At 70.7% G+C, this 25164-nt stretch carries 21 protein-coding genes and 1 riboswitch; of the genes, 10 read left to right on the top strand and 11 right to left on the bottom strand.

The annotated features are described in order from the left end of the window. The first annotated feature begins 77 nt into the window (after window positions 1-77). Entirely contained in the window at window positions 78-1331 is a 1254-nt protein-coding gene (locus tag Pph01_RS15505; protein ID WP_204073762.1) for a protein phosphatase 2C domain-containing protein, read from the top strand. Here the strand turns inward: Pph01_RS15505 and Pph01_RS15500 are convergent. From Pph01_RS15500 to Pph01_RS43325, 3 genes are read right to left on the bottom strand one after another with little or no spacing between them, the layout of a single operon-like run. Then, window positions 1300-2022, bottom strand: coding sequence for a response regulator (locus Pph01_RS15500; RefSeq protein ID WP_204073761.1), 723 nt, complete (start codon window positions 2020-2022; stop codon window positions 1300-1302). The genes Pph01_RS15505 and Pph01_RS15500 overlap by 32 nt on opposite strands. A 12-nt stretch (window positions 2023-2034) precedes the next feature. Next, the gene (locus Pph01_RS15495) at window positions 2035-3237 is read right to left on the bottom strand and encodes a sensor histidine kinase (protein WP_204073760.1); all 1203 of its coding nucleotides are present in this window, start codon (window positions 3235-3237) and stop codon (window positions 2035-2037) included. Window positions 3238-3247: 10 nt separating this feature from the next. Beyond that, window positions 3248-3373: a hypothetical protein gene (locus Pph01_RS43325; RefSeq protein ID WP_275412833.1), complete on the bottom strand. Its 126-nt coding sequence runs from the start codon at window positions 3371-3373 to the stop codon at window positions 3248-3250. Between Pph01_RS43325 and Pph01_RS15490 the strand changes: the two genes are divergently transcribed. Beyond that, window positions 3372-3995: a DedA family protein gene (locus tag Pph01_RS15490; protein ID WP_204073759.1), complete on the top strand. Its 624-nt coding sequence runs from the start codon at window positions 3372-3374 to the stop codon at window positions 3993-3995. The genes Pph01_RS43325 and Pph01_RS15490 overlap by 2 nt on opposite strands. Here Pph01_RS15490 and Pph01_RS15485 read toward each other — a convergent pair. From Pph01_RS15485 to Pph01_RS15475, 3 genes are all read right to left on the bottom strand, one after another. Continuing rightward, window positions 3992-4900: an alpha/beta hydrolase family protein gene (locus Pph01_RS15485; RefSeq protein WP_204073806.1), complete on the bottom strand. Its 909-nt coding sequence runs from the start codon at window positions 4898-4900 to the stop codon at window positions 3992-3994. The genes Pph01_RS15490 and Pph01_RS15485 overlap by 4 nt on opposite strands. A 208-nt stretch (window positions 4901-5108) precedes the next feature. Then, window positions 5109-7844 carry a helix-turn-helix transcriptional regulator gene (locus tag Pph01_RS15480; protein ID WP_204073758.1) on the bottom strand — a complete coding sequence of 912 codons (2736 nt, stop codon included), beginning with the start codon at window positions 7842-7844 and terminating at the stop codon, window positions 5109-5111. 81 nt (window positions 7845-7925) lie between these two features. Further along, entirely contained in the window at window positions 7926-8369 is a 444-nt protein-coding gene (locus Pph01_RS15475; protein WP_204073757.1) for a MarR family winged helix-turn-helix transcriptional regulator, read from the bottom strand. Between the two features lie 63 nt (window positions 8370-8432). Here Pph01_RS15475 and Pph01_RS15470 point away from each other — a divergent pair, with 63 nt between their 5' ends. Further along, window positions 8433-9257, top strand: a complete 825-nt coding sequence (locus tag Pph01_RS15470; RefSeq protein WP_204073756.1) for an alpha/beta fold hydrolase — start codon at window positions 8433-8435, stop codon at window positions 9255-9257. Window positions 9258-9281: 24 nt separating this feature from the next. Here Pph01_RS15470 and Pph01_RS15465 read toward each other — a convergent pair whose 3' ends face one another. Beyond that, a complete protein-coding gene (locus Pph01_RS15465) occupies window positions 9282-9986 on the bottom strand; it encodes a GntR family transcriptional regulator (protein WP_204073755.1) in 705 nt (234 codons plus the stop codon). Window positions 9987-10122: 136 nt separating this feature from the next. On the opposite strand from Pph01_RS15465, the gene Pph01_RS15460 reads away from it, so the two are divergent. Genes Pph01_RS15460 through Pph01_RS15445 form a run of 4 tightly spaced genes read left to right on the top strand, consistent with a single transcriptional unit; the run spans window position 10123 to window position 15435 of the window. Next, window positions 10123-10923, top strand: coding sequence for an N-acyl homoserine lactonase family protein (locus Pph01_RS15460; protein WP_204073754.1), 801 nt, complete (start codon window positions 10123-10125; stop codon window positions 10921-10923). 10 nt (window positions 10924-10933) lie between these two features. Further along, window positions 10934-12220, top strand: a complete 1287-nt coding sequence (locus Pph01_RS15455; protein ID WP_204073753.1) for a hydroxyacid-oxoacid transhydrogenase — start codon at window positions 10934-10936, stop codon at window positions 12218-12220. Window positions 12221-12229: 9 nt separating this feature from the next. After that, window positions 12230-12625 (top strand): FmdB family zinc ribbon protein, encoded by a 396-nt coding sequence (locus tag Pph01_RS15450; RefSeq protein WP_204073752.1) that lies wholly within the window; start codon window positions 12230-12232, stop codon window positions 12623-12625. Window positions 12626-12663: 38 nt separating this feature from the next. Then, on the top strand, window positions 12664-15435 hold the full coding sequence (locus tag Pph01_RS15445; protein WP_239116715.1) for an FAD-binding and (Fe-S)-binding domain-containing protein: 2772 nt from the start codon (window positions 12664-12666) through the stop codon (window positions 15433-15435). Window positions 15436-15470: 35 nt separating this feature from the next. On the opposite strand, the gene Pph01_RS15440 is transcribed toward Pph01_RS15445, so the two are convergent. From Pph01_RS15440 to Pph01_RS15425, 4 genes are all read right to left on the bottom strand, one after another. Further along, the gene (locus Pph01_RS15440; RefSeq protein ID WP_204073751.1) at window positions 15471-16466 is read right to left on the bottom strand and encodes a ribonucleotide-diphosphate reductase subunit beta; all 996 of its coding nucleotides are present in this window, start codon (window positions 16464-16466) and stop codon (window positions 15471-15473) included. Window positions 16467-16492: 26 nt separating this feature from the next. Next, on the bottom strand, window positions 16493-18868 hold the full coding sequence (locus Pph01_RS15435) for a ribonucleoside-diphosphate reductase subunit alpha (protein ID WP_239116714.1): 2376 nt from the start codon (window positions 18866-18868) through the stop codon (window positions 16493-16495). A gap of 134 nt (window positions 18869-19002) precedes the next feature. After that, window positions 19003-19269, bottom strand: a riboswitch (cobalamin riboswitch). 118 nt (window positions 19270-19387) lie between these two features. Further along, on the bottom strand, window positions 19388-20113 hold the full coding sequence (locus Pph01_RS15430; protein WP_204073750.1) for a DsbA family protein: 726 nt from the start codon (window positions 20111-20113) through the stop codon (window positions 19388-19390). 351 nt (window positions 20114-20464) lie between these two features. Next, window positions 20465-22351 (bottom strand): hypothetical protein, encoded by a 1887-nt coding sequence (locus tag Pph01_RS15425; RefSeq protein ID WP_204073749.1) that lies wholly within the window; start codon window positions 22349-22351, stop codon window positions 20465-20467. A gap of 466 nt (window positions 22352-22817) precedes the next feature. On the opposite strand from Pph01_RS15425, the gene Pph01_RS15420 reads away from it, so the two are divergent. The 3 genes from Pph01_RS15420 (at window position 22818) to Pph01_RS15410 (ending at window position 25129) form a co-directional block, all read left to right on the top strand. Further along, the gene (locus Pph01_RS15420; RefSeq protein WP_204073748.1) at window positions 22818-23780 is read left to right on the top strand and encodes a hypothetical protein; all 963 of its coding nucleotides are present in this window, start codon (window positions 22818-22820) and stop codon (window positions 23778-23780) included. Between the two features lie 10 nt (window positions 23781-23790). Then, window positions 23791-24639 carry a hypothetical protein gene (locus Pph01_RS15415; RefSeq protein ID WP_204073747.1) on the top strand — a complete coding sequence of 283 codons (849 nt, stop codon included), beginning with the start codon at window positions 23791-23793 and terminating at the stop codon, window positions 24637-24639. 148 nt (window positions 24640-24787) lie between these two features. Continuing rightward, window positions 24788-25129, top strand: coding sequence for a hypothetical protein (locus tag Pph01_RS15410; RefSeq protein ID WP_204073746.1), 342 nt, complete (start codon window positions 24788-24790; stop codon window positions 25127-25129). Window positions 25130-25164 lie beyond the last annotated feature (35 nt).

Raw genomic sequence — 25164 nt, 5'->3', positions numbered from 1 at the left:
TCGCCGAGCGGCCGGTGAACGGACCTTCGGGAGAAAGAGGTAGAGAGATCGTCGGCGACACCCCTGGAGCGGGCTGAGTGATTGTCACGCTTGCGGCCTCGGCGGTCGTGGCGGGTCTCGTCATCTGCGGGATCATCGCGTTCGCGGCCAGCGAGAACAGGGGCGTCCAGTACGCGCGCGGCATGGAACGGCGGACGCCGCCGCACGGTGAGCGGCTGGGCGGAGGGGGCGACGAGCCCGTGCCGGGCGTCGCCGCGGGGGCTCATCCGGCAGGGCCCGTGGCGACAACAGGCGGCAGCGGCGCGGCCTCGGAGGACCCCGCCTCGGAGGACCCCGGCCCCGGCGAGACCGGATTCGATGCGGCCGGGTTCGACGAGCCCCCGTTCGACGAGCCCCCGTTCGACGAGCCCCTATTAGGTGAGCCACTGTCGGACCCGGACGGGGACACCCACGCCGGCGGCACGGACGGTGAGGGCGCGGCGGGGAGCCGCGACTGGTCCAGCCTGCCGCTCGCCCCGTTGGTCGCCTCACCCCGCCCGGCGCTGGACGACGGCGTTCCCCGGCGAGGCCCCGACGTCATCGGCCGTCGGGCCGCACGTCCACAGCCGGGCGGGAGGCCGCGTCCCGTCCCCCTGGTGAAGTTCGACGCGGCCGGCCGTACGAATGCGGGGAACCTGGGGGAGAACGCGGACGGGTACCTCATCCAGGAACAGCTGATTGCGATGGCCGACGGGATCACCCGGGCGACGGAGGGCCGCTGGGCCTCGGCCCTCGCTCTCGGAGCGGTCGTGGCCGACCAGACGGGGGACACGCCCGATCCCCGGCAGGCGCTCCGCGACAGCCTGGAGTTCGCCAACGCCACCCTTCGAGGGAAGGGCGAGGAGGTCCCCGAGTTGGCCGGGATGGCGACCACCCTCGACGTGGTGCTCCTCGCCGAGGTCGCCGGCGGGTGGGCCCTGGTCTCCGCGCACGTGGGCAGCGGGAGCATCTTCCTGTTCACCACGCCCGACCAGGGAGAGATGCTGACGACCCCGCACTCCGTCGGGCTGGACCCGATCGTCCGGGCCGTGGGCGCGACCGACCAGGTGGCCGGTGACGTGGAGAGCACGGCCGTGCGGCCGGGCGCCCTGGTGGTGCTCGCCTCCAACGGCCTGACCGGCGTGTTGTCGTTCCCCGAGATCCAGGCGGTCGTCGGCCGGTATTTCCACGCCGCACCACAGGCGTGCGCGGAGGTCCTGCTGCGGACGGCCTACCGCCATGACCCGAAGGACGACGTGACCGTGGTCGTGGCCCGCGTGGTCAGGGTGACCGGGTACGTGTGGGGCTCGTGACCCCGCTCGTGACCCCGTTCGTGACCCCGGAGGAGGACCCCGGCTCCACCAGGTCCGCCTCGTAGGCCAGGATCGCGGCCTGGACGCGGTTGCCGACCCCGAGGCGGGCCAGGATGGCGCTCACGTGGGCCTTCACGGTCCCCTCGACCAGATGGAGGCGGGTGCCGATCTGGGCGTTGGACAGGCCCGCGCCCAGGAGGGCCAGCACGTCGCGTTCGCGTGGTGTCAGGCCCTCCGTTCGGGAACGCGCGTCGGCCGCACGGCGCATCCGTCCCCGATCGAGCCGGGTGATCACCCGGTGGGCCACCTCGGGCGACAGATACGCGGCGCCGCCCGCCACCGCACGCACCCCGGCGATCAGTTCCCGGGGATCGCCCGACTTGAGGAGGAACCCCCCGGCTCCCGCGCCCAGGGCGCGGGCGATGTACTCGTCCTCGCCGAACGTCGTCAGCATCACCACCCCTGTGTCCGGCAACGTACGGCGGATCTCGGCCGCGGCGCCGAGCCCGTCGAGGCCGGGCATGCGGACGTCGAGGAGCACCACGTCAGGCCGGCACGCGAGCGCGAGTTCGACGGCCTCCCGCCCGTCGCCCGCCTCGGCCACGACCTCGATCTCCGGATCCGTTGCCAGGATCGCCCGGACTCCGGCCCGGATCATCGCCTCGTCGTCGGCCAGGACCACCTTGATCATTACTGATCCCACCTACTCGCTGTCGTACGGCAGGCGGGCGACCACCTCGAACCTGCCGTCCCTCGATCCGGCGTGGAAGGCGCCGCCCGCCAGCCGTACCCGCTCGCGGAGCCCGACCAGGCCCGTGCCGTCCCCGATCGTGGCCGCCTGCGCCGGGTTGGAGACCGACACGGTCACGGATCCGGGACCCGGCTCGATGACCACGGAGACGGGCGCCCCCGGCGCGTGCCTGGCCGCGTTCGTGATGGCCTCCTGCACCACGCGGTACGCCGCGTTGCGCACCAGCGAACGTTCCCAGTCGTCGTCCGCCTCCGGCCGGGAGAGCGTGCAGGCGTCCGTCAGCTCGACCGGCATCCCCGAGGACCTCACCCGCTCGACCAGCGTGGAGATGTCCTCGTGGTGCGGGCCTAGCGGCGGTGGCTCGCCGTCCTCCCGGAGCATCCCGATCACCTGGCGGAGCCGTTCCGTGGTCGCGGCCGCCGCCGCGCGCAACTCGGCCGCCGAGGCCCGATGCCGGTCGTCGAGGTCGGGCGACATCTCCAGCGCGCCGGCCCGCAGCGCGATGAGCGCGAGTTCGTGCCCGAGCGAGTCGTGCATGTCCCCGGCGATGCGGGCCCGCTCGCGGAGCCTCGCCTGACCGGCCACCATGTGCCGCTCGTGGGCGCGCCGTTCGACCCGCCTCCGGACGTGGCGTCCGACGGCCCACGGCACCAGGCTGCTGATGAGCACACCCGAGAGGATCGGCACCCAGACGGTCTCCTGTGGAACGGGACCGGACGATGCGACGAGCGCGATGGCGCCCCCGACGCCGAAGATCGCACCGAAGATCCGCAGGGCGGCGCGCGGCCGATCCATCCGCCGTCCGGCCAGGTAGCTGAAGGCCACGATCGCGAGCGTGAACCCGTTCACGGGCCCCACCTTCACAACGGTGCCCAACTGCCAGAGCTGGACGGTGGCCAGCGAATCCGTCGCCCGCCACGGCCCCAGGGCGAGGACGACCGACATGGCGGCGAGGGGCGCCGCCCGGCTGACCAGAACGGCGGCTGTCACGACGGACATGCCCGCCAGCACGACGAGGACCAGTGTGTTGCCGGCCAGCGGCTCCCAGGCGTAGGGGTCGCGGGGCGGAAGCACGATCGGCAGGCACAACACGGCCCAGAGCAGGAGGTCGGCGAAGATCTCCCGGCTGTTCGCCCGGCGGATCCATCGCGTCATGACCTCGACGCTACAAGCCGGGACGCGGGCCGCCCTCCTCCGTGAGGACCACCAGGCCCCTGCCGAAGGTGGGGGGTGGGCGGTGCCGTTCGTCCGCGGTGCCGGGCAGGCCGTCGTCCGTAGCGTCGGTCATCATGACCGATGCGATCCTCGACCTGCTCAGACAGGTCATGACGTCCCCCTGGGTCTACCTCGCGCTCTTCGCGGTCGCGTTGGTCGACGGCTTCTTCCCCGCGGTGCCCAGTGAGACCGCGGTCATCACCGCCGGCGTCTTCGCCGCGACCGGCCGGCCCGAGGCGATCTTCGTGATCGCCGCCGCGGCGCTCGGCGCGTTCGCCGGGGACCACGTCTCCTACCTGATCGGTCGTGCCGGTGGGCGCCGGATGCTCAGGCGATTCGGGCCCGGAACCCGGGGCCGCGCCGCCTTCGAGTGGGCCGAACGGGCGCTGGCGGAGCGCGGCGGCCTGCTGCTGGTGGTCGCTCGTTACATCCCCGGCGGACGTACGGCGGCGACGCTGACCGCCGGCGTCGCCGGGTATCCGCTGCGCCGGTTCTCGTTCTTCGACGCGGTCGCCGCCGTCTCGTGGGCGGTGTACTCCACGCTGATCGGATTCGTCGGCGGCATGGCGTTCGAGGACGATCCGTTCAAGGGGCTGCTGCTCGGCCTCGGCATCGCGATCACTGTCACGGTCGTCACCGAAGTGGGCCGGCACCTGCGCGGGCGGGCCGCCAGGCGGCAGGTGCCGGCTGATCTCTAGGCGTGCGGGCAGGTGTCGCGGTACTCCTGGATCGCGGTGCTCCTCGGCGCCGGGCAGAGGAACTGGTCATAACGGGTGTCGTTGTCGATGAAGCGCTTCATCCACGAGATCATGTACTTCGCCATCGTGGTGTTCGACGTCTGCGGGAAGAAGTGCGAGGCGCCGTTGAGCTCCATGTACGCCTTCTCGGACGACGCCGGGATGCTGGTGTAGAACGGCTCCGAGTGCGAGGACACCGGGGCGACGGTGTCCGACTCGCCGCCGATGATCATCGTCGGGACGCGGACCCCCGACCAGTTCTTGGTCGTGTTCCACGGCGCGAGCGGGATGGCCGCCTGCAGGGACGGCCGGGAGGCCGCGGCCTCCAGGGTGCCGCCGCCGCCCATCGAGTGACCCGCCACGGCGAGCCTGCTCGAGTCGATCCGGCTGCGCACGGAGCTCGACTGCACGAGGTAGTCGAGCGCCGCCAGGAGCTGGCGACCCCGGCTGTCCGGCTGGTCGTAGATGGAGTCGGTCTCGATGCCGATGACCACGAAGCCCTGCGAGGCCAGCCGGGGACCGAGCCAGCTGAGGCTCGACCACCTCGCGGTGAATCCAGGAGAGATCGCGATGGCCCCGAAGGTTCCCTGGCTCGTGTCGGTCGGGTAGTAGATGGTGCCGCCGCCGAATCCGGTGACGAGCGAGGAGACCGAGGTCTGCGCCGTGGCGAAGGGGCCGCGCGTGGCCTCGATGCTCGCGTTGGTGGGAGCGGGGCCGCGCTCGTACGGGTTGTCCGCGGCCTGGGCGCCGGTGCCGAAGGCGACGCCGCCGACGACCGTGGAGACCGCCAGGCCGACGGCGGCGACCAACCGGGCGGCGCGGGAGCGCCGGGCGGGAGAGGGGGTGACGGGACGGGAGGGGATCATCCGTGGCTGCACGTTGCTGTGCTCCCTGCGGTAGGTGGGGAGCCACGCAGGCGGCCGTCCGGTTCAGTGCGGTGGACGGCTCGCGCCGGGTGGGGGTTCCCGATGGCTGCTGACCGTCGCCATTGTTCGGTCGCCCGGTCACCCCGGCATCGGCGAAATCACGTGCCTTGTCGCGACACGGTGGGCTGACCCGGTGTGGTGGCACGGGTCATGACAGCAGCCGGACCAGTTCCACGCGGGAGCGGATGCCGAGCTTGGCGAAGATGTTCCTGAGGTGGTGCTCGACGGTGCGCGGGCTCAGATAGAGGCGGGCCGCGACCTCGCGGTTGGTGGCGCCGTCCGCGACGAGCCGGGCGATCTGCAGCTGCTGGGCCGTCAGCTGGTCGGTCTTCGAGGAGAGCGCGGGCCGGACGGTCTGGCCCGCGGCACGCAACTCGCCCCCCGCCTGCTCGGCCCACTGGCGGGCGCCGAGCCGTTCGAACGTCTCGAGCGCTTCGCGCAGATGTCGCCTGGCGGCGGTGGGCCGCCGCCCTCTGCGCAGGGCGCCGCCGAACAGCAGTTGCGTGCGCGCGGTCTCGAACTCGCAGGAGCCCTGCTGGTGCAGGTCGAGGGCGTCGTGGAAGAGCCGCTCCGCCTCGCCCGGTTCGGCGAGGAGTGCGTGGCAGCGCATCGCCAGCGCGAGCCGGTCGGGGCTTCGGGTGCTGTCCGCCCATCGGCCGAGCACCCGAAGCGCCGCCGCGGCCTGCTCCCGGTCACCCGTGCGCGCGGCCGCCTCGATGAAGGTGGGGGTCGCCATGACCCGCACCACGACGTGGTTGTTCCTGCGCTCGGCCCCCAGCCGGGCGGCCGCGTCGGCCACGCGGCCCGCCGCGAGGTCGAGGTGGGCCAGCGCCCAGTTGCCCAGTGCGGCGGCGACCCCGAGCCCGTGGGCGTCGGCGAGCTCGAAGGCCGCCTGCGCCCGGATCCTGCAGGTCTCCTCGTCGCCGTGGACGGCAGCGGTGAGGGCGAGCCACGCCAGGTGGTGGCCGGCGGCGTTCAGTCGTCCGGTCTCCTGGGCCAGCCGGAGACCCTCCATGGCGTTGGCGGCGACGGAGTCGTAGCGGCCCATCCAGATCTCGGCCTGGATGACCGACTCCAGCAGGTGCGGCAGCGCGGAGTCGCTTCCCCGGTTGCGCGCGACCTCAACGGCTCTCGTGGCGAGCATGTGGGCGTGCCCGTCCTCGCCGAGCAGAAGGCTCGCGACGCCGGCCCAGACCGGCATCGCGGGAGTGCGGACCGACGAGGCGAGCCGCAACACCCGGCGCAGCGGCCCGGCGGCCTCGGCGTGCCGTCCCTTGAAGGTCGCCGCCAGGCCGGCCAGATACTCGAACATGAGCTGGGTGGCGGCGGAGTCGTCGGAACGGCGCACGGCCGCGGCCTGGCGGGCGATGGCGATGAACCGCTGGTTGTCCCCGGCGAAGTAGCTCGCCTCGGCGGCGCGCACGAGCGCGCGGATGCCCAGCGCGCGGTCGCGGTCGAGGAGCCACCCGGCCGCGGCCAGGAACTTGTCGTGGGCGCTCGCCGTCTCTCCCGCGAGCAACTCCAGGCTGCCCTGGAGCAGCTCCGCCTGGCCGCGCGTCTCCTCGCTGATCGTCAGCGAACGCAGTCGCGCGAGCAACGACCTGGCGTGCTGGGGCCGGCCCGCCATCGACGCGTGCCGGGCGGCGGACGCCAGCCGCGCCGCCCTGACGTCTCCGCGTTCGGTCAGCTCGGCGGCGCGTTCGAGGGCGAGGAACGGCTCGGGGTGGCCGCCTTGGCGGCGGGTCGCCTCGGCCGCGGCGGCGAGCTCGTCGCCCAGTTCCTCCGCCGGGCCGTCGAGGGCCGCCGCACGGTGCCAGGCCCGGCGCAGGCGCTGGTGGCCGGCGTCGAGGAGGTTCGCGAGCACACGGTGCGCCGCACGTCTCCGGGCGGCTGAGGCGTCGTCGTAGACCACCGCGCGCATGGCGGGCTCGCTGAAGACGTACCGGTCTCCTGCCGCCCGGACGATGTTCGATCTCTCCGCGGGTTCGAGGCCGATGAGCGGGCATCTCGGGCCGGCGGCGCGGAGCAGCGTCGCCGTGTCCAGGTCCGGGTCGGCAGCGATGAGGAGCAGGAGGTCACGGGTGCCGGAGGGCATGCCCGCCAGCCGGTCGGCGTGGGCGCGCCACAACCGCCCGGCCGGAGGGAGCGACTCCGGTGGCGGGGCCGCGCCCGTCAGCTGGTCGGGCGTGAGCGAGCCGACGAGCTCGCCGAGCGCGAGCGGGTTGCCCTGGGCGACGCGTTCCAGCGATACGCGCAGGTCGTCGCCGAGCCGTACGGGTGAGAGGTCGTCGGTCAGTTCCCGGGTCGCGTCGCCGGTGAGAGGCGCGAGCACGCGGGACGGCACACCGCCTGGGCCGGTGTACCCGGCGTCAGCGGTGAAGACCAGCGCGACGCGTTCCCGTGCCACGCGGCGGGCGGCGAAGAAGAGCACGTCCCGGCTGGCCGCGTCGAGATGGTGCACGTCGTCGACGCAGACGAGCAGAGGTCTCCTGGCCGCGACGGCCGAAAGCAGGTCGAGCGCCGCCGCCGGCAGCGCGAGCCCGGCGTCGGCCACGCCCAGCTCCATCACCCTCTGCAGGATGGCGGCGCGGGCGGGCGGCAGCGCCGCGAGCGCCGTCGTGACAGGCCGCAACAGGCCGTGCAGCCCGGAGAACGCGACCTGCGCCTCCGGCACCACGCCGCAGACCCTCAGCACGGTGAAGTCGTGCGCCTCCGCCGCGGCGAGGTCGAGCAGCGCGGTCTTGCCCATTCCGGCCGCGCCGAGCAGGATCAGCGCCCCGCCCGACGTGGTGCGCGCGCCGGCGAGCAACCGCCGCAGCGACTCCTGCTCCTCGTGACGGCCGCGCAGCACCGGTGCCTGAACAGTCCGGGGGGCGCGAGACACGCTCCCCAGTGTTACCCGGACATGTCATCGCTCAAAGGGAAATGTCGTCCGGGTTAGCGCATCGGCCGACAACTGGTGATTTCACCGATGCGCGCTCCCGGGGGACAACCGCTGCGCGAGCGACTGGAGCATGGCCACGATCTCGGCGACCTGACCGGGGTCGTCGGTTCCGGCCGCCGCGGCGATCGCCCCCTCGATCGACGAGGCGCGTACCTGCTCGAGCCGGGGGGAGACCTCGGGCGCGTGCCGGATCAGGACGCGGCGGCGGTCCCGCGGATCGGTCTCCGTCACGATGGAGCCCGCCTCCTTGAGCCGGGCGACGGCGCCCGACACGGCGCTCTGCGGGAGGCCGGTGCGGGCCGCGATCTCGCCGACCGAGGTCTCCGGATGCTCCCTCAGGTCGCTCACCACCACCAGGACGGTTCGAACGCCGGTGGTCTGAGGGCCGACGCCCTCCGTGGGCATGGCCTCTTCCCCGATCTTCATCAGGGTCCGTCCGAGGAGGAAGAGCTCGACACCGTTCATGCGTTCATGATACATCTAAAGAGATGCATCAATAGTGATGTATCTGATCGGAAGGAACTGCTCATGGAAACCGCCGAAATGATGCGCGTGCCCGGAGCGAGGCTCTACTACGAGGTTCGCGGCAGCGGGCCGGTGCTGCTCATCTCGCAGAGCGGCGAGGGAGACGCGGGACGCAGCCGCGACATGGTCGACCATCTGGCGGCCGCCTACACGGTGGTGACCTACGACCGCCGCGGCCTGTCCCGCAGCACGCTCGACGATCCCGCCGCGGGCGCCACCGTGGCGGATCACGCCGGCGACGTGCGGCGCCTGCTGGCCGAGGTGGCCGACGAGCCCGCCTTCATGCTCGGCTGCAGCTTCGGCGCGGTCCTCGGGCTCCATCTGGCGATCGAGCACCCCGAGGTGCTCCACATGCTGATCGCCCATGAGCCCGTCGCACCCCGGTTGCTGCCTGGCGGACTGCGGGTCCGGCAGGAGCGTGAGCTCCTCGAGTTGCGGGACCTCTACCGGCGGGAGGGGCTGACGGCGACGTTCGCCGAGGTCGCACGCGTTCTCGGCATCGACCCTGTCGCCCAGGAGACCGAGCCCGACATCACGCGTCATCCGATGGACGACCGCAGGAAGGCGAACTTCGCGTTCTTCGTCGAGAACGACTTCGCCGCCGTCGTCGAGGACACGCTGGAGGCCGGCGAACTGGCGGGCTCACCGGTCCGGATCATCCCGGCGGTCGGCCGGGCCACCCCGCGGACGGTCTTCGACCACCGCTGCGCGGTCGAGCTCGCCGCTCTGCTCGGTGTCGACGCCCAGGAGTTCCCCGGCGGCCACAACGGCAACCTGACCCATCCCCGGGCGTACGCGGCCAGGGTCCACGACCTGCTGGGCGGATAGGCCGTGCTCACCCGGGCGGCGCGGTCACGTGCTGTGGATCAGATCGACGTCCTCGGGCGCGGCGGCGACGCCGTTCTCGGCGGTGGCCTGGGCGAGCAGCAGCTCGCCCGTGTGGGCGATGTGGGAGCGCATCGCCCGGCCGGTGGCGTCGGCGTCGCCCGCCTCGACGGCGGTGAGGATGGGCTCGTGCTCGGCGGCGATGTCGGCCAGGGCCCGGGAGCGGTCGAGGGTGGAGGCGCCCAGCGTCATCGTCGCGTCGCGCAGGTTGCCGACCACGCTGACGAGCTTGCGGTTGGCGCCCGCGGTGAGCAGGAGCTCGTGGAACGCGCGGTCGTGCCGCATGAAACGGGGCTCGTCGTGGTCGCCGGCGGCGGCGCGCATGGCGTCGAGCTCGGCGCGCATGGCCTCGACCAGGGCGGGGTCGGCCCGTCCCGCCGCGATGCGGGCGGCCGGCACCTCCAGCAGCAGGCGAAGGTGGAACACCTCGGCGATCTCCCTGGGATCGCGTCTGAGCACACGGAAGCCGCGGCTGCGCTCGAACCGCACCATGCCGGCCTCGGCCAGCCGGAGCATCGCCTCACGGACCGGGGTGCGTGACACGTTGAGCTGGGCGGCGAGCCGATACACCGAATAGAGCTCGCCGGGGCGTAACTCGCCTGAGTGGATGGCCTCGCGGACGGACTCGATGACCTGCTCCGTGAGGCTGGACGCGCCGTCGACCGCTAGCACTGGGCACCTTCCGGAACTCGATCGGTGGCGGGGGACCCTAGCCCCGAACATCGTTCTACTCCATCGTTGACATGCAGCATGCTACATGCCAGATTCGGAAATCTGCTGGTAACAGTGCAAAACCGGAGGAATGGTCATGAAAGTGCATGTCCTCGACTGCGGAGCGATGAGCTGTGACCTGACCTGGCTGCTGCTCAAGCCGGGCCGTTCCATCAGACCCAGAACCGAGCGGGACAAGCCGGTCGAGTGGTACTCCTGCACCACCCACGCCGTCCTCGTCGAGACCGACGAGGGCACCCTCCTGTGGGACACCAGCTGTCCTCGTGACTGGGAGACCCGCTGGGTCCCCACCGGCCTTCAGGAGTTCTTCCCGTACGACCAGGTCTCCGACGAGCAGTACCTCGACGCCAACCTCGGCCGGCTCGGCGTCAGCCCCGAGAACCTCGACTACGTGGTGCTCTCCCACCTGCACTTCGACCACGCGGGCAACGTCCGGATGTTCGCGGGCACCGGGGCGCGCCTGGTCTGCAACGACAAGGAGAAGGAGTTCGCCTTCGGCTACGAAGGCGCGTTCAACGGGGCCCACCTGAAGTCCGACTACGAGGGGCTCGACTTCGAGACGGTCTCCGGCGACACCGAGATCCTCCCCGGCGTCACGCTCATCGAGGCTCCCGGGCACACTCCGGGGACCATGGCCATGCGGGTCGACCTCCCGGAATCCGGCACCATGATCTTCACTTCGGACGCCGTCTACCTGGGCGACTCCTACGGGCCGCCCGCCACCCCGGCGGCCATCGTCAACGACCTGAACGCCTGGTACGCCTCCGTCGAGAAGATCCGCTCGATCGCCGAGAGGTCGCAGGCCGATGTGATCTTCGGTCACGACGCGGAGCAGTTGCGCGCCATGCGCACGGCTCCCCACGGGTTCTACAGCTGAGGGGGCGGCCGTGGACAACGCTCCCGCCAATCCCGAGTCCGTCTTCACCTACGGCGCACCCGCGCTCAAGTTCGGCCCCGGCGCGTCGGCGGAGATCGGCTTCGATCTCGCCCAGTACGGCGTCCGCCGCGTCCTCGTGGTCACCGACCCCCGGGTCGCGGCCACCGGCGGGCCCCAGCGGGTCGCCGACCAGATCGCCGCGTACGGCATGGAGGCCGTCGTCTACGACGGCGCGCACGTCGAGCCGACCGACGAGAGCCTGGCCGCCGCCATCGAGTACGCCCGCGCGTCCGGCCCCTGGGACGCGTTCGTCGCCGTCGGGGGAGGGTCGAGCATCGACACGACCAAGGCCGTCAACCTCCTCACCACCAATCCCGGCGAGCTGATGGACTACGTCAACGCGCCGGTCGGGGGCGGCCGGGCGCCGTCCCAGCCGCTCAAGCCCCTGGTCGCGGTGCCCACGACCACGGGCACGGGCTCGGAGAGCACCACGATCTGCGTGCTCGACGTGCTGGACCAGAAGGTCAAGACCGGGATCAGCCACGTTCGGCTGCGCCCCGTCCTCGCGGTCGTCGACCCCGACCTGACGCTGACCCAGCCCGCCGGGGTGACCGCGGCGGCGGGGATGGACATCCTCTGCCACGCCCTGGAGAGCTACACGGCCAGGCCGTACACGTCCTTCGAGCACAAGCGCCCGGAGGAGCGGGTGCCGTACTGCGGGTCGAACCCGGTGGCCGACATGTGGTCCGAGCGCGCGCTGCGCCTGCTCTCCGGCTCGTTCCGCAGGGCCGTACGCCATGGGGACGACGCGGCGGCCCGGGCGGACATGGCGCTGGCCGCCACCTTCGCCGGCCTCGGCTTCGGCAACGCGGGCGTGCACATCCCCCATGCCAACGCCTACCCGATCGCGGGGCGGGTCAGGGACTTCCACCCGGACGGCTATCCGGCCGACGAGCCGATGGTGCCGCACGGGATGGCCGTCGCGTTGACCGCTCCCGAGGCGTTCCGGTTCACGTTCGAGGCCGAGCCCGAGCGGCATCTGCGCGCCGCCGAGCTGCTCGACCCGGCGGCGGACAAGCCCGACGATCTCGCGGAGCTCCTCCCCGGCGTGCTGATGACCCTGATGCGCGACATCGGGATCCCGAACGGCATCGGCGGCGTGGGCTACGACGAGACCGACGTGCCCGCGCTGGTGAAGGGCGCGATGAAGCAGCAGCGGCTGCTCGCGACCTCCCCCCGGCCCGTGGGCGAGGACGACGTCGCGGGCATCCTGACCCGTTCGATCGCGCTCTGGTGAGGTGACGACATGGCGATATACGAGCTGCGCTGCGACGGCGGGCATCGTTTCGAGGTCATCCAGTCCTTCTCCGCGCCCCTGCCGGACTGCCCGCACTGCGGCGCGGCCACCGGCAAGGTCCCCAGCCGGTTCGGCATCGGAGGCTCCGCCCGCACCCCTCCGCCCGCCGCGATGATGCCCCAGACCTGGCGGGGCACATACGGCGGCGACCGCGAGTACGTCACCGAGCTGCGGCGGACCGCCGAGGCCCGGCGCGACCTGGAGGAACGCCATCCCGAGCTGGCGGGGGACCGGCGCCCGATCATCGCCCACGAGGGGCGTTACGAGAACGCGCCGCTGCGCGCGGGCGATCAGCCTCCCGCCCATACGCACACGCATGGGCATGCCGGGGAGGGGGGATCCTGAAGCCGGCCGAACTGGCCGCGGCGCTGCGCCGGGCCGGTGTGCGCGACGTCGACGCCTCGTCGAGACGCCGCGCGGAGTACTCCTCCGACGCCTCGCTCTACCGGGTGCCCCCGGCGGTGGTGGCCTTCCCGCGCGACGCGGAGGAGGTCGCCGCCGCCCTCGCGACCTGCGCGGCGGAGGGGGTGCCGCTGACCTCCCGCGGCGCGGGGACGTCCATCGCGGGCAACGCCGTCGGGTCCGGGCTGGTCCTCGACTTCGCCCGCCACATGAGGCGGGTGAAGTCGCTCGATCCGGAGAGGCGGACCGCGGTCGTCGAGCCCGGCGTCGTGCTCGACACGCTGCAGGGCCGGGCGGCGCCGTACGGGCTGCGCTTCGGGCCCGATCCCTCGACGCACGACAGATGCACGATCGGGGGCATGATCGGCAACAACGCGTGCGGATCGCGGGCGCTCGCGTACGGCCGGACGGCGGACAACGTCCTGACGCTCGACGTTCTCACCGGAGGCGGCGAGCGGCTGACCGCCGGGCGCGGCACGGGCGACTCGCCCACTCTCGTCGCCCTGGAGGGGGTCGTCCGCGAGAACCTCGCGGTGATCCGGACCGAGCTGGGGCGGTTCCGCCGCCAGATCTCCGGATACTCCCTGGAGCACCTGCTCCCCGAGCACGGCTTCGACGTGGCCAAGGCCATGGTCGGCACCGAGGGCACCTGGGGCGTGCTGCTCGAAGCCGAGGTCTCCCTGGTCGAGGCGTCCGCGCACAGCGTGCTCGTCGTGCTCGGCTACCCGGACATGGCGACGGCGGCGGACGCCGTGCCCGCTCTGCTGCCCCATCGGCCCGTGGCCCTCGAAGGCATCGACGCCCGCATCGTCGACGCGGTGCGAACCCGGCGCGGTCCCGGCCGGGTGCCCCCGCTTCCGGCGGGGGGCGGCTGGCTCCTGGTGGAGCTCGGCGGCGGATCGGTGGAAGAGCTCCGCTCGCGGGCCGCCGCGCTGGAGGCGGACGCGGCGGCGGCCGGCAGCCTTCTGGTCACCGACCCGGCCCTCGCGGCCGTCGTCTGGCGGATCAGGGAGGACGGAGCCGGGTTGTCGGCGCGCACCCCCGCGGGAGCGCCCGCGCACGCGGGCTGGGAGGACGCGGCCGTCCCGCCCGAGCGTCTCGGCGCCTACCTGCGCGGATTCGAGGCGCTCATGACGGGCTACGGGCTGACTGGCATGCCGTACGGACATTTCGGCGACGGCTGCCTGCACATACGCATCGACTTCCCGTTCGACCGGGCGGAGGGGGTGCGGGTCTTCCGCGAGTTCCTGCTGGACGCCGCGCGACTGGTCGCCTCGCACGGCGGCTCGATGTCCGGAGAGCATGGCGACGGCCGGGCACGCGGCGAACTGCTGCCGCTGATGTACTCCCCGGAGGCGCTGGCCGCCTTCGCCGCCGCCAAGGCCGTCTTCGACCCCGGTGACGTGCTCAATCCCGGAGTGATCGTACGGCCGGCCGCGGTCGACGCGGCCCTTCGGCCGGTGCCGCCGCCCCCGGCCACCCGGGGGACGGCGTTCCGCTATCCCGACGACCCCGGCGGCCTCACCGCCGCCGTGCACCGGTGCACCGGGGTCGGCAGATGCGTGTCCGTGGCCCCCGGGGGCGTCATGTGCCCGTCGTACCAGGCCACCCGTGACGAGAAGGACACCACGCGAGGCCGGGCGCGGGTCCTGCAGGAGGCCGTGAACGGCGCGCTGCCGGGAGGGTTGCGGGCGCCCGAGGTGCGTGAGGTGCTCGACCTGTGCCTGTCCTGCAAGGGATGCAGGTCGGACTGTCCCACGGGCGTCGACATGGCCACCTACAAGGCCGAGGTGCTCCACCAGGCCTACCGCCGCCGCCTCCGTCCCGCCGCCCACTACACGCTGGGGTGGTTGCCGCGCTGGGCCCGCCTGGCCGGCCTCGCTCCCCGGGCGGCCAACGCGGTGCTTCGCGGGCGGCTCACGGCCGCGCCGGTCAGACGCCTGGCCGGGATCGACGCCCGTCGTGCGCTGCCCGCCTTCGCCGAGCGTCCCTTCCATCGGCAGGCGCACGACGGGGACGGCGCGGGGCCTCCTGTGCTGCTCTGGGCTGACACCTTCACCGACCACTTCTCGCCGCGGATCGCCCAGGCCGCCGTCCGGGTGCTGAACGGCGCGGGCTTCTCCGTGACCGTGCCCCGCTCGTCCCTGTGCTGCGGGCTGACCTGGATCTCCACCGGGCAGCTCGGCGCGGCCCGGCGCAGGCTCCGCCGTACGGTCGACGCCCTGGCCCGGTACGCGGAGGCGGGCACGCCGATCGTCGGGCTCGAGCCCTCGTGCACCGCCACGCTGCGTTCGGACGCGGTGGAGCTGCTCGGCGCCGACGACCGCGCCGCCCGGCTCGTCGCCGGCTCGGTCAGGACCCTCGCGGAGTTCCTGAGCGGCCTGCCCGACTGGACGCCGCCCGATCTGGGCGGCGTCGAGGTGCTGGCCCAGCCGCACTGCCATCACCACGCGGTGATGGGGTGGGAGGCCGACCGGGCCCTGCTGACCCGGGCGGGAGCCTCGGTCACGTCGGTCGGCGGGTGCTGCGGCCTCGCGGGCGACTTCGGCGTCGTCCGGGGGCACTACGACATCTCGGTCGCCGTCGCGGAGACCCGGCTCCTCCCGGCCGTACGGCAGGCGGGCGAGGGCACGGTCCTGCTCGCGGACGGTTTCTCCTGCCGCACCCAGCTCGACCAGCTCGCCTCCGCGAGGGCGTACCACCTCGCCGAGTTGCTGGCCGGGGACGTGATGCCGCCGCCCCCGGCCGGTTGACGGGCCCTTAAGAAGCAGCCGTCAGAAGTAGCCGCTCAGAAATCGTCGTCGAAGGTGACCGTGCCGGTCACCCCGACCTGGTACGCCGAGACCCGGCGCTCGAAGAAGTTCGACAACTCCTGGACGTCCTGCAGCTCCATGAAGGCGAAGGGGTTCTTCGACCCGTAGAGCGGCGGGATGTCGAGCTGGGCGAGCCTCCGGTCGGCCACGTGCTCCAGGTAGGCGCGCATGTCCGTCAGCGACAGGCCGGGCACGCCCTGCCCGAGCAGGTCCTCGGCGAACTGGACCTCGCAGTCGACCGCCTCCGCGAGCATCTCGCTGACCTGGCGCCGCATCTCGTCGTCGAACAGGTCCGGCTCCTCACGCCGTACGGTCTCGACCACGTCGAACGCGAAGGCCATGTGCATCGACTCGTCGCGGAACACCCAGTTGGTGCCGGAGGCGAGGCCGTTGAGCAACCCGCGCGACCGCAGGAAGTACACGTAGGCGAAGGCGCCGTAGAAGAACAGGCCCTCGATGCAGGCCGCGAAGCAGATCAGGTTGAGCAGGAACGCCCGCCGGTCCTCACGGGTGCGCAGCTCGCGCAGGTTGAAGACCGAGTCGATCCAGCGGAAGCAGAACTCGGCCTTGCGCCGGATGGAGGGGATGTTCTCGATCGCGTCGAAGGCCGCGAAGCGCTCGGTCTCGTCGGGCACGTAGGTGTCCAGCAGGTTCAGATAGAACTGGACGTGCACCGCCTCCTCGAACAGCTGGCGCGACAGGTAGAGCCGGCCCTCGGGCGAGTTGACGTGCTGGTAGAGGTTGAGCACCAGGTTGTTGGCCACGATCGTGTCGCCGGTGGCGAAGAAGGCGACCAGCCGGCTGATCAGATGCCGTTCCGCCGGCGACAGCCGGGCGAGGTCCTTGAGGTCGGAGTGCAGATCGACCTCCTCGACCGTCCAGGTGTTCTTGATCGCGTCACGGAAACGCTCGAAGAAGTGCGGGTAGCGCATGGGCCGCAACGTCAGGTCCATGCCGGGATCGAGCAACATCGGGCTCTCCTTGGGATCGGCGGCGCTCACTGGCAGGCCTCGCAGGACTCGGGGTTCTCCAGGGAGCAGGCGACGGCTTCCTCGACGGGGATCGCGGGCCTGGCCACGGCGACCGTGGCCTGCTGGATGCGGGTCGCGGGCCGCGACCGCAGGTAGTAGGTCGACTTCAGGCCCGACTTCCACGCGTGGAGGTACATCGAGCTGAGCTTGCCGATGCTCGGCGCGCTCATGAACAGGTTGAGCGACTGACTCTGGTCGATGTACGGCGCCCGCGCGGCGGCCAGGTCGATCAGCGCCCGCTGGGGCAACTCCCACGCGGTGCGGTACAGCTCGCGCAGCTCGGCCGGGAGCGCCTCGATGCCCTGCACCGACCCCTCGGCCCGCTTGATGGCGTCCCTGATCTCCTGCGTCCACAGGCCCCGGGCCTTGAGCTCTCCGACGAGCGCGGTGTTGATCTGGAGGAACTCGCCGCTGAGCGTCTCACGCTTGAACAGGTTGGACACCTGCGGCTCGATGCACTCGTAGCAGCCGGCGATCGAGGCGATGGTGGCGGTCGGGGCGATGGCGATCAGCAGGGAGTTGCGCACCCCATGGGCGGCGATCCGCTTCCGCAGCGCCGCCCAGCGCTCGGTCTGCGTGACGGTCACACCCCACAGGTCGGGCTGCAACCGGCCCCTGGACACCCGGGTGCGGTCGTACGCCGGATGAGCGCCGAACTGCTCCGCCAGACCCGCGGAGGTCTCCAGCGCGGTCAGGTAGATCTCCTCCGCGATCCGGGTCGACAGGTCCTTCGCGGCAGGCGAGTCGAACGGCAGGCGCAGCGCGAAGAAGACGTCCTGCAGGCCCATGACGCCGAGTCCGACCGGGCGCCAGCGGGGGTTGCTCGCCGCCGCCTGCTCGCTCGGGTAGTAGTTGATGTCGATCACCCGGTCGAGGAACGTCACCGCGGTGCCGACCGTGGCGCGCAGCCGCTCCCAGTCGATGTCCCCGCCGGCCAGGTGCGCGGCCAGGTTGACCGAGCCGAGGTTGCACACCGCGGTCTCGGTGTCGCTGGACACCTCGATGATCTCCGTGCAGAGGTTGGACAGGTGGACCACGTCGCCGGGCTCCGCGGTCTGGTTGCACAGCCGGTTCGAGGCGTCCTTGAAGGTCATCCAGCCGTTTCCGGTCTGGGCCAGCGTGCGCATCATCTTGCCGTACAGGTCGCGGGCCTTGACCTGGCGGACGTAGCGGCCCTGCTCCTCGGCGGCGCGGTAGACCGCATCGAACTCCTCGCCCCACAGGTCGGGCAGCTCGGGGAGCTCGTCGGGGTCGAACAGCGACCACACCCCGTCGGCCTCGACCCGGCGCATGAACTCGTCGGGGATCCAGTTGGCCAGGTTGAGGTTGTGGGTGCGCCGAGCGTCCTCGCCGGTGTTGTCCCGCAGTTCCAGGAACTCCTCGATGTCGGGATGCCACGGCTCCAGGTAGACGCAGGCGGCGCCCTTACGCCGGCCGCCCTGGTTGACCGCCGCGACCGACGCGTCGAGCGTGCGCAGGAAGGGGACGATGCCGTTGGACTGCCCGTTGGTGCCGCGGATCAGCGCGCCGCGTGAGCGGACCCTCGACCAGGAGATGCCGATCCCGCCGGCGAACTTCGACAGGTGGGCGACCTGCGCGTATCGCTCGTAGATCGAGCCGAGTTCGTCGCGCGGCGAGTCGACCAGGTAGCAGGACGACATCTGGCTGTGCCGGGTCCCGGAGTTGAACAGGGTCGGCGAGCTGGGCAGGTAGGCCAGCGACGACATCAGCCGGTAGAGCTCGATCGCCTCCGCCGGGTTGTGCGCCAGCCCGCAGGCCACGCGCAGCAGCCAGTACTGCGGAGTCTCCACGACCAGCCGGGTGACCGGGTGCCGCAGCAGGTAGCGGTCGTAGACCGTGCGCAGGCCGAAGTACTCGAACCGCAGATCCCCCCGTGGGTCGACGGCGTCGTCGAGCTCGCCGGCGGCGGCCGCGACGAACTCGGCGGTCGAGTCGCCGATGAGCCCCTCCGCGTGGCCGAGCCGGATCGCCTGGCTGAAGGAGGCGATGCCCTGGCCGCGGACCTCCTTGCCGATGTATCCCGACAGCAGGCGGGCGGCCAGCCGGGAGTACTGCGGCTCCTCACCGATCATCTCGGCGGCGGTCTGGATCGACAGCCGGTCCAGCTCGTCGGTGGTCGCGCCGTCGTACAACCCGCTGATCGTCTTCGTCGCGACCCGCAGCGGGTCGACGTCGTTCAGGTCCCCCGCCCAGTGCTCGACCGCACGGACGATCTTGTTGACGTCGACCGGCTCGGTGGAACCGTCGCGCTTGCGCACCCGCATCTGCGTGCGGTGCGGCGCCTCGGCACCGGTCGTCGAAACACCCTCTGTGAGCGTCACAGCTCTCCCCTCGCGACCCTCTGATCGGAGGTCCGATCGGCGCGCAGGGAGGCATGCCGGCGCATGCGCCCATGAGGGCGTGCGCCGGAGCCGTCAGCCGTCCCGCGCGGCCTCGGACCTGCCGCGCACACGTGGTCGTGCGCGGCGCGCTGGCAGGTCTTCGGACTCATGGGCGGTACGGCGGACGCCGTTTTCCTACTGGCTGTCGCTTCCCGGACCGCCACCGGCTCGGGCCGGATGGATCCAGTGCATGTGACAGCGGTCGTTCCCAATCACCGCTGCGGGGCAGCTCCGGAATTGGCGAGGCTCGCGCGCCGGGCACGCGAGCACGACCGCACCGGATTCCCTCTTGCCTCGGCCCGCCCTGGATGGACGGCCGAACCAGCTGCACGGGACACCATATATAGGGGCTCGGAGAAAGTCACACCCAACATGTCGTGTTGGCGTGTCGTCTGAGTGGCGTCTTCCGGTGGTGTACGGTGGGTCCCGCCTCGCTGGAGGCGGGACGCCGCCGTGCGGCTACTTGGTCGCCTGCTCCAGGACGTCGCGCAGGCCTGACGAGGTCAGCGCGTCGTTGTCGTCGACCTTCTGGCCGTTGAGCATCAGCGTGGGAGTGCCCTGGATCGACGCCAGCGCCGTCTGCGTCAACTGCTGGACCTGGCCGGCGTAGCGCTGCGACTCCATGCAGGACAGCACGGTCGGATCGGTGATCTTCGCCTCCGCGGCGAACTTCTTGAGATCGTCGATCGTCAGGGCGACGGTCTCGTCCGGCTGCTTGGCGAACAGGACGTCGTGGAACGCCATCCAGGAGTTGTTCGGCACACACTGCGCCGCCGCGGCCGCCCGGAGGGAGCCCTGCGGGTTGACGAAGGCGATGGGGTGGTAGACCACCTTGATCTTTCCCTGGGCGGCGAACTGCTTGACCAGGCCGCCGTTGATGTGCTCGAACGTCTTGCAGATCGGGCACTGGAAGTCTTCGTAGATGTCGAGCACCGGCTTGGTCACCCCGGGCTGGGCCATGGTGACCGTGCCGGTCTCCTGGACCGTGATCGGAGCGATCGTGCCCGAGAACGACGTCGGCTTGGTCCTGTTCGCCTGCACGAGGACGCCGGCCACGATCGCGGCGACCACGACCACGGCGATGGACGTGAACACGATGATCCGCCGGCGCTTCTCCTTCTGGGCCTGCCGGATTCGCTCTTCGCGGACCCGCTCGCGGGCCGACTGCCGAGCCGCCTTACTCATGATGCTCCAAATCCTCTAAACCACATGTTCGACGCTATTGCCGCGATATATGGCCTTATGGGCTGCTTGTTTAGATTTAGGCGGTTTATGGACAACCGCGGCCGAAGTGAGCCCTGCCGGGTGCGAGGTGGCCCGGCGATGGCCCGCGGCGTGTACGGCCGGGCGGGGCGAACCAGGTCCATCCAGGGGCGCATGTCCTCCACCGCAGCTCAACGGGCATATAGAGGCGAGCCTATAGCGGGAGGTCTTCGGTCAGAGTAAGGGCGGCCGTTTGTCCCGATGGAAAACGACTCGTGCCGGCACCGAGATCGGTGCCGGCACGAGGGTCAGGCCGAGGAGGATCGTGGTCGATCAGCGGACGTCGACGTAGTCCTCAAGGCTGTAGGCGTTGATGTAGTGCGAGTTGGGGGTGAACCAGGCGGCCATCCAGTAGCCGTCCTTGGTGGCCTTGAACTTCTTGCTGAACTGGCCCTTGGAATTGGTGCTGGTGTAGCCCAGGTACCGATAGGTCTTGCTGCCCTTGGCCCGGTGGTAGATGTAGATCCGCTGCTTGGTGACCTTGACGAACTTGCTGCCCGACAACTTCTGCAGCGTGCCCTTCACGGTCGCGTAGCGCCCCTTGCGGACCGGCTCAGGTGAGGCGTTGAAGCTGACGATCCGCGTCTCGATGCGCGAGTAGTGGACCTTGTTGCTGTAGGCCGCCTGGTAATCGGTCTGGGCGGGGAGGTACAGCCGCCAGTAGCCCTTGGGGTGCTGGACCCACGCGTCGAGGTTGTAGGAGCCGCTCTTGGACGCCGTGAACCAGCCCAGCGTCTTCCATCCGGTGCTGCCGTTGCTCGACTGCTGCAAGTAGACCTTGCGGTTGGCCGGGATCTTGTAGTTGCTGGTGCTGAGGTTGCCCTGGATGTGCAACTCGGAGAGCTCGCTCAGCCAACTCGTGCACAGGCACAGGTAAACACTCTGGACGACGTCGAGGGCGAAAGTGGCCTTCGACGGGACCAGGAAGGGACTTGCCGTGTAATCCTGGGCGGTCTCGACGCTTCGGATGCCGTCTCCGCCCGCCATGTAGCGGTCGGTAAGCGTGAAGCGACCGTTCGACCAGGTAGTGGCCTTGGCGTAGTCGCCCATTCTCACGGGGACGCCCGGCGCGGGCTTCCAGGTGGAGCCGTCCAGGTATTCGAGTATTCCGCTCGCCGTGACCGTAACTCCGTAGTTGACCCGCTGGCTGGTCTTGTCGAGCCTGATCCGCGTCTTGTCCAGCCTCGACGGGACCGTGACCGAATCGAAGGTCGTCCAGGAGCCGCCCTCGGCGTTGGGGTCGGAACCGTCGACGGTGATGGCTACAGGCTTGCCCGGGTTGTCCGGATGTGCCGTCGTGGTGAGCCGGTAGCTTCCATCGGAAGCGGTGACGGCCGACGTGCCGTAGTGCCCGATGGTCAGGTGCAGAAGCACGCCAGGCAGCGGTGTCTCAGCTCCGGTGGCTGGATCGAAGGTGGCGAGTTTGCCGGTCGCGGTCGCATTCGGGTGGAGGAAGTCGAGCGTCGTCGGGGTGATCTGATGCTGCTTGACTCGGGTCACACGCCGGAAGGCGACGGCGTCGTGCGCCTCCTTGCTGCTCTGGTCGCCGTCGGCGTCTTCGGCGATGAGGCTCACCGAGTAGGTGCCGTAGCCGGGCAGCTTCAACCGCGTCGAGCGCCACACGCCGTTTGCGGCGACCCCGGTGACCAGCGTGAACGAGGTCACGGTTACAGGGGCGGAGCCGTCCCGGGTGATGGTCGCGCTCAGCGTGCTGATGGCCGAGTCGGAGGACGCGGCCACCTCGAGGATTCCGCTGTCCCCGGTTACGGTGGCCACCTTGCCGATGGTGGGGTGTACGGCCGTCTCCGGCTCGTCGTCACCCGGCTCTGTGGGGTCGGTCGGCTCGCTCGGGTCGGCCGAGGACGGAGTCTCCTCCGGGGTGGGGGTCGGGGTGGGAGTAGGTGTGGGGGTGGGGTCGGCTGAAGGCGGGGGCTCCTCGGAAGTCAGGTCGGCCGGGGGAGGGGTGTCCTCCGGCGTGGCGGCTGGGGTGAGAGTCGGAGTCGTTGTCGGGGCGGGGCTTTCCGATGGGGCAGGCGTCTCTGCGGCCGCCGTGATCGCCGGCGTCGGCTCGTCGTCTGCGAGGGCCGTGTTGGGCCCGACCAATAAGGACGCGGAAAGTGCCGCCGAGAGCACCGCGGAGAGGGCGGTGGTGCTTCTCACTGAGTCGATCCTCCACAATGCACGAATCAAGCACGGTGCTCGCCGCGCGCGAGGGATGTGGCGTCGGCCCACCGTGGTCTGTGTTCTGGTAGACGCCCAGAAACGATCATAAGATTACTGCTCGGCACGGACATTTCGGCAACCGTTATTCGGCATTCGGCGAACAGCATCTTGGTCACGAATTCGTCGGCGCGTGAGGCCTCAGTCGTGCGTGATCGCATCCTCACCGAGGGTCGATGACGACGGTCTCGAAGTGCCTCCGCGACCGCAGCCCCTTTGCTCCGGCCGCATGCTCAGCGAACGCGCGGTTGACGTCAATAGATCTCCAGAACCGGAACCGATTCTTGCGGCACAGGTGAGAAGGGGCGCGGAGCGCGTCTCGGATAAATCACATGTGATTGAGGAGTCAGGTCTGCTCCGGAATGCAGCGTGGATACTCGCTGAGAAGGCGATCTAGAGTCGGGGCATGACTGCTCCCTTGGTTTTCGGGGTCTTTCCACTGGGGATGGCCGGTGGACCGGACGGACTGGCCGTGGGGCCGCTCGACGACTTCGAAGCGATCGGGCGCGCGCTCGGCGAACTTCAGGGGGACGGCAAGGCCCTCCTGCCCCGGATGTACGTGGTCTGGTCCGGGCCTGAGTCGACCGCGGAGGTGAGCGCGCAGGTGGCTCAGCTCGCCGGAATCGGTGTGCCGCTCGACATGGTGCTGTGTTACCGGGATCCCAGTGGTGATGTGGCGGCCTGGGCTTCGTTCGTGTCGCAGGTGGTGATCCGGCACGGGCGGGAGTTCGCCGCGCTCCAGGTCACCGGTGAGCCGAACCTGACCTGGGCCGGTGCCGCCGCGGATGGGGCCTTCCCCGGTGCGCTGGACGCCCTTGTGCAGGGGGTGCTGGCCGGCGCGGCCGCGAAGCGGGAGGCGGGGGCGACGGTGGAGATCGGGTTCGCGGTGGTCCCCGACATCGATCCGGCGACCGGTGGTTTCTGGGCCGAGGTCCGCGATACGGGAGGTGTGGAGTTCGCGGCGGCGCTCGACTACGCGGGCATCGACATCTACCCGGACGTTTTCGGCCCGAGGCTGGGCCCGGACGAACTGCCGGCCGCCGTCGAGCAGATGTTGCGGGACTTCCGGGAACGAGATCTGGCGACGGTGGGCATCCCGGCCTCAGTGCCGATCCGGATCTGTGAGAACGGCTGGCCGACCGGCCCGGATCGGCCGGAGGAGCAGCAGGCCGCCGCCTTGGAGACCGTCATCCGCACCGTGCACGCTCTGCGTACGGAGCTGAACATCACGCACTGGGAGCTGTTCACCTTGCGCGACGCCGACAGCTCCAAGGACGACATCTTTCATCGGTTCGGCGTTCTGCGCGACGATTACTCCCCCAAACCGGCGTTCCACACCCTGTGCCGGCTGATCTCCGAGCTCGGCTGAAGCGCCTGCCGTGTCGAACATCTTCACGGATTCCGTCCGGGTCTACGCACTACCCGACCGGCAGATCGACCAGGCCGAGGCGCAGTGGATCACCCGGCAGCTGCTCGGGCCGTACGGTTCGTACCACGTTCCCGTCTCGATCCGATTGGCACCGGCGGGGCAGCACGCCGACATCCAGTACGGCGGGGGCAAGAGCCCCGACATCGTGGACTTCTGCGAGGAACAGGTGGGGCACCGGTACCTCACGATCTGGGGCCGGCACTACAACGAGGGGGGCCTGCAGCAGGACGAGATCTGGAGCGAAGACGTCAACGAAGGCCCCCGGCGCTTTTGCCGGTACGGCTTCGACGAGGTGCGCGTGATCGCCACAGGTGAGCGGCCTCCGGTAGCGGCTGAAGAGCCGTGGCGGCGCGGTTCCGACGGCTCCTGGCGGCTGCCGGTCGCCGGCAGCTACCGCACGGGCAATGACCGCTGCGCGGACGTCGGTCCATGCGCCACCCTCGCGACGGAACCGCCCGCGCCCGTCCCGTCGGCCTTACCCACACCGACGACTCCGAACGAGTCGGGAGACGCGCTGACGAGCATCGACCCCCCATGGCTGGCCCCGCTCGCCGACGAGCACCCGGGTGTGACCTTGATCGAGTACCGCTGGCGGGGCCGGCTGGTGCACCGCGTCCGCGAGGACGACGATGACGTGTGGGGTCGCGCCTGGCAGCACCGCTGCGCCGATGACTGGGACAACTGCCTCGACCCGGACTTCCTCCGCTTCACCAGAGAGACCGACCTGGTTCTCTCCGAAGAGGTGTACCGCCGCGACGAACATGACTGGCAGGAATATGTTCGACGGTACTCACGGTGACCCCGTCGGCCTCGTTCAATGCCGCTCCAGGGACCAAGGTCATGGGGGCTCGTCGGGACCAGGGTTCAGCGCCCCCGCCATGGATGATGCACGAGTTCGGCAGGACAGAGCGACGGGACCTGTCCCGGTGCGTCGAGGGCTAAGAGTCATGGCCGCCTGGTATGCGGGAGCTTTTGCGGTGGCGATGACAGTCGTCATTCTGTTTCTGTCGGTAGGGGTGGATGACCAGTCTGAACCGTTCCGGTCGTGTACTGCTAAGACGCTGGAGTGCTGGCAGACGTCCCGAACAGACGTTTTCATATTCGCCGTGATCGTTGGTGTGCTGCTCCTGCTCGTCAGTCTGCCTGGATCGCTGGTGGCGTTGGCCATCATGACGGTGAGTCGGGTGCGCTCGGCGATGGTCACCGGTACGGTGGCCGCTTTCGCCGGGTGGTTCTCTTGCACGTTGGGTGTGCTGTGGATCGGGGGAGTAGGTGTCCCTTGGCTTTAGGCAGCAACGAGGAAGGCCGGTTCCGATGATCGGAA

Origin of the sequence: Planotetraspora phitsanulokensis, from assembly GCF_016863295.1 — a bacterium.
In the GTDB taxonomy this organism is placed as follows: domain Bacteria; phylum Actinomycetota; class Actinomycetes; order Streptosporangiales; family Streptosporangiaceae; genus Planotetraspora; species Planotetraspora phitsanulokensis.
Note: the sequence above shows the minus strand (reverse complement) of the source record. Positions and strands in the feature narration are given on the sequence as shown.

Coding starts and splice junctions, on each gene's coding strand:
- Pph01_RS15500 (WP_204073761.1), bottom strand. CDS start 2,022: ATGATCAAGGTGGTCCTGGCCGACGACGAGGCGATGATCCGGGCCGGA.
- Pph01_RS15495 (WP_204073760.1), bottom strand. CDS start 3,237: ATGACGCGATGGATCCGCCGGGCGAACAGCCGGGAGATCTTCGCCGAC.
- Pph01_RS15490 (WP_204073759.1), top strand. CDS start 3,372: ATGACCGATGCGATCCTCGACCTGCTCAGACAGGTCATGACGTCCCCC.
- Pph01_RS43325 (WP_275412833.1), bottom strand. CDS start 3,373: ATGATGACCGACGCTACGGACGACGGCCTGCCCGGCACCGCGGACGAA.
- Pph01_RS15485 (WP_204073806.1), bottom strand. CDS start 4,900: ATGATCCCCTCCCGTCCCGTCACCCCCTCTCCCGCCCGGCGCTCCCGC.
- Pph01_RS15475 (WP_204073757.1), bottom strand. CDS start 8,369: ATGAACGGTGTCGAGCTCTTCCTCCTCGGACGGACCCTGATGAAGATC.
- Pph01_RS15470 (WP_204073756.1), top strand. CDS start 8,433: ATGGAAACCGCCGAAATGATGCGCGTGCCCGGAGCGAGGCTCTACTAC.
- Pph01_RS15460 (WP_204073754.1), top strand. CDS start 10,123: ATGAAAGTGCATGTCCTCGACTGCGGAGCGATGAGCTGTGACCTGACC.
- Pph01_RS15450 (WP_204073752.1), top strand. CDS start 12,230: ATGGCGATATACGAGCTGCGCTGCGACGGCGGGCATCGTTTCGAGGTC.
- Pph01_RS15440 (WP_204073751.1), bottom strand. CDS start 16,466: ATGTTGCTCGATCCCGGCATGGACCTGACGTTGCGGCCCATGCGCTAC.
- Pph01_RS15430 (WP_204073750.1), bottom strand. CDS start 20,113: ATGAGTAAGGCGGCTCGGCAGTCGGCCCGCGAGCGGGTCCGCGAAGAG.
- Pph01_RS15420 (WP_204073748.1), top strand. CDS start 22,818: ATGACTGCTCCCTTGGTTTTCGGGGTCTTTCCACTGGGGATGGCCGGT.
- Pph01_RS15410 (WP_204073746.1), top strand. CDS start 24,788: ATGGCCGCCTGGTATGCGGGAGCTTTTGCGGTGGCGATGACAGTCGTC.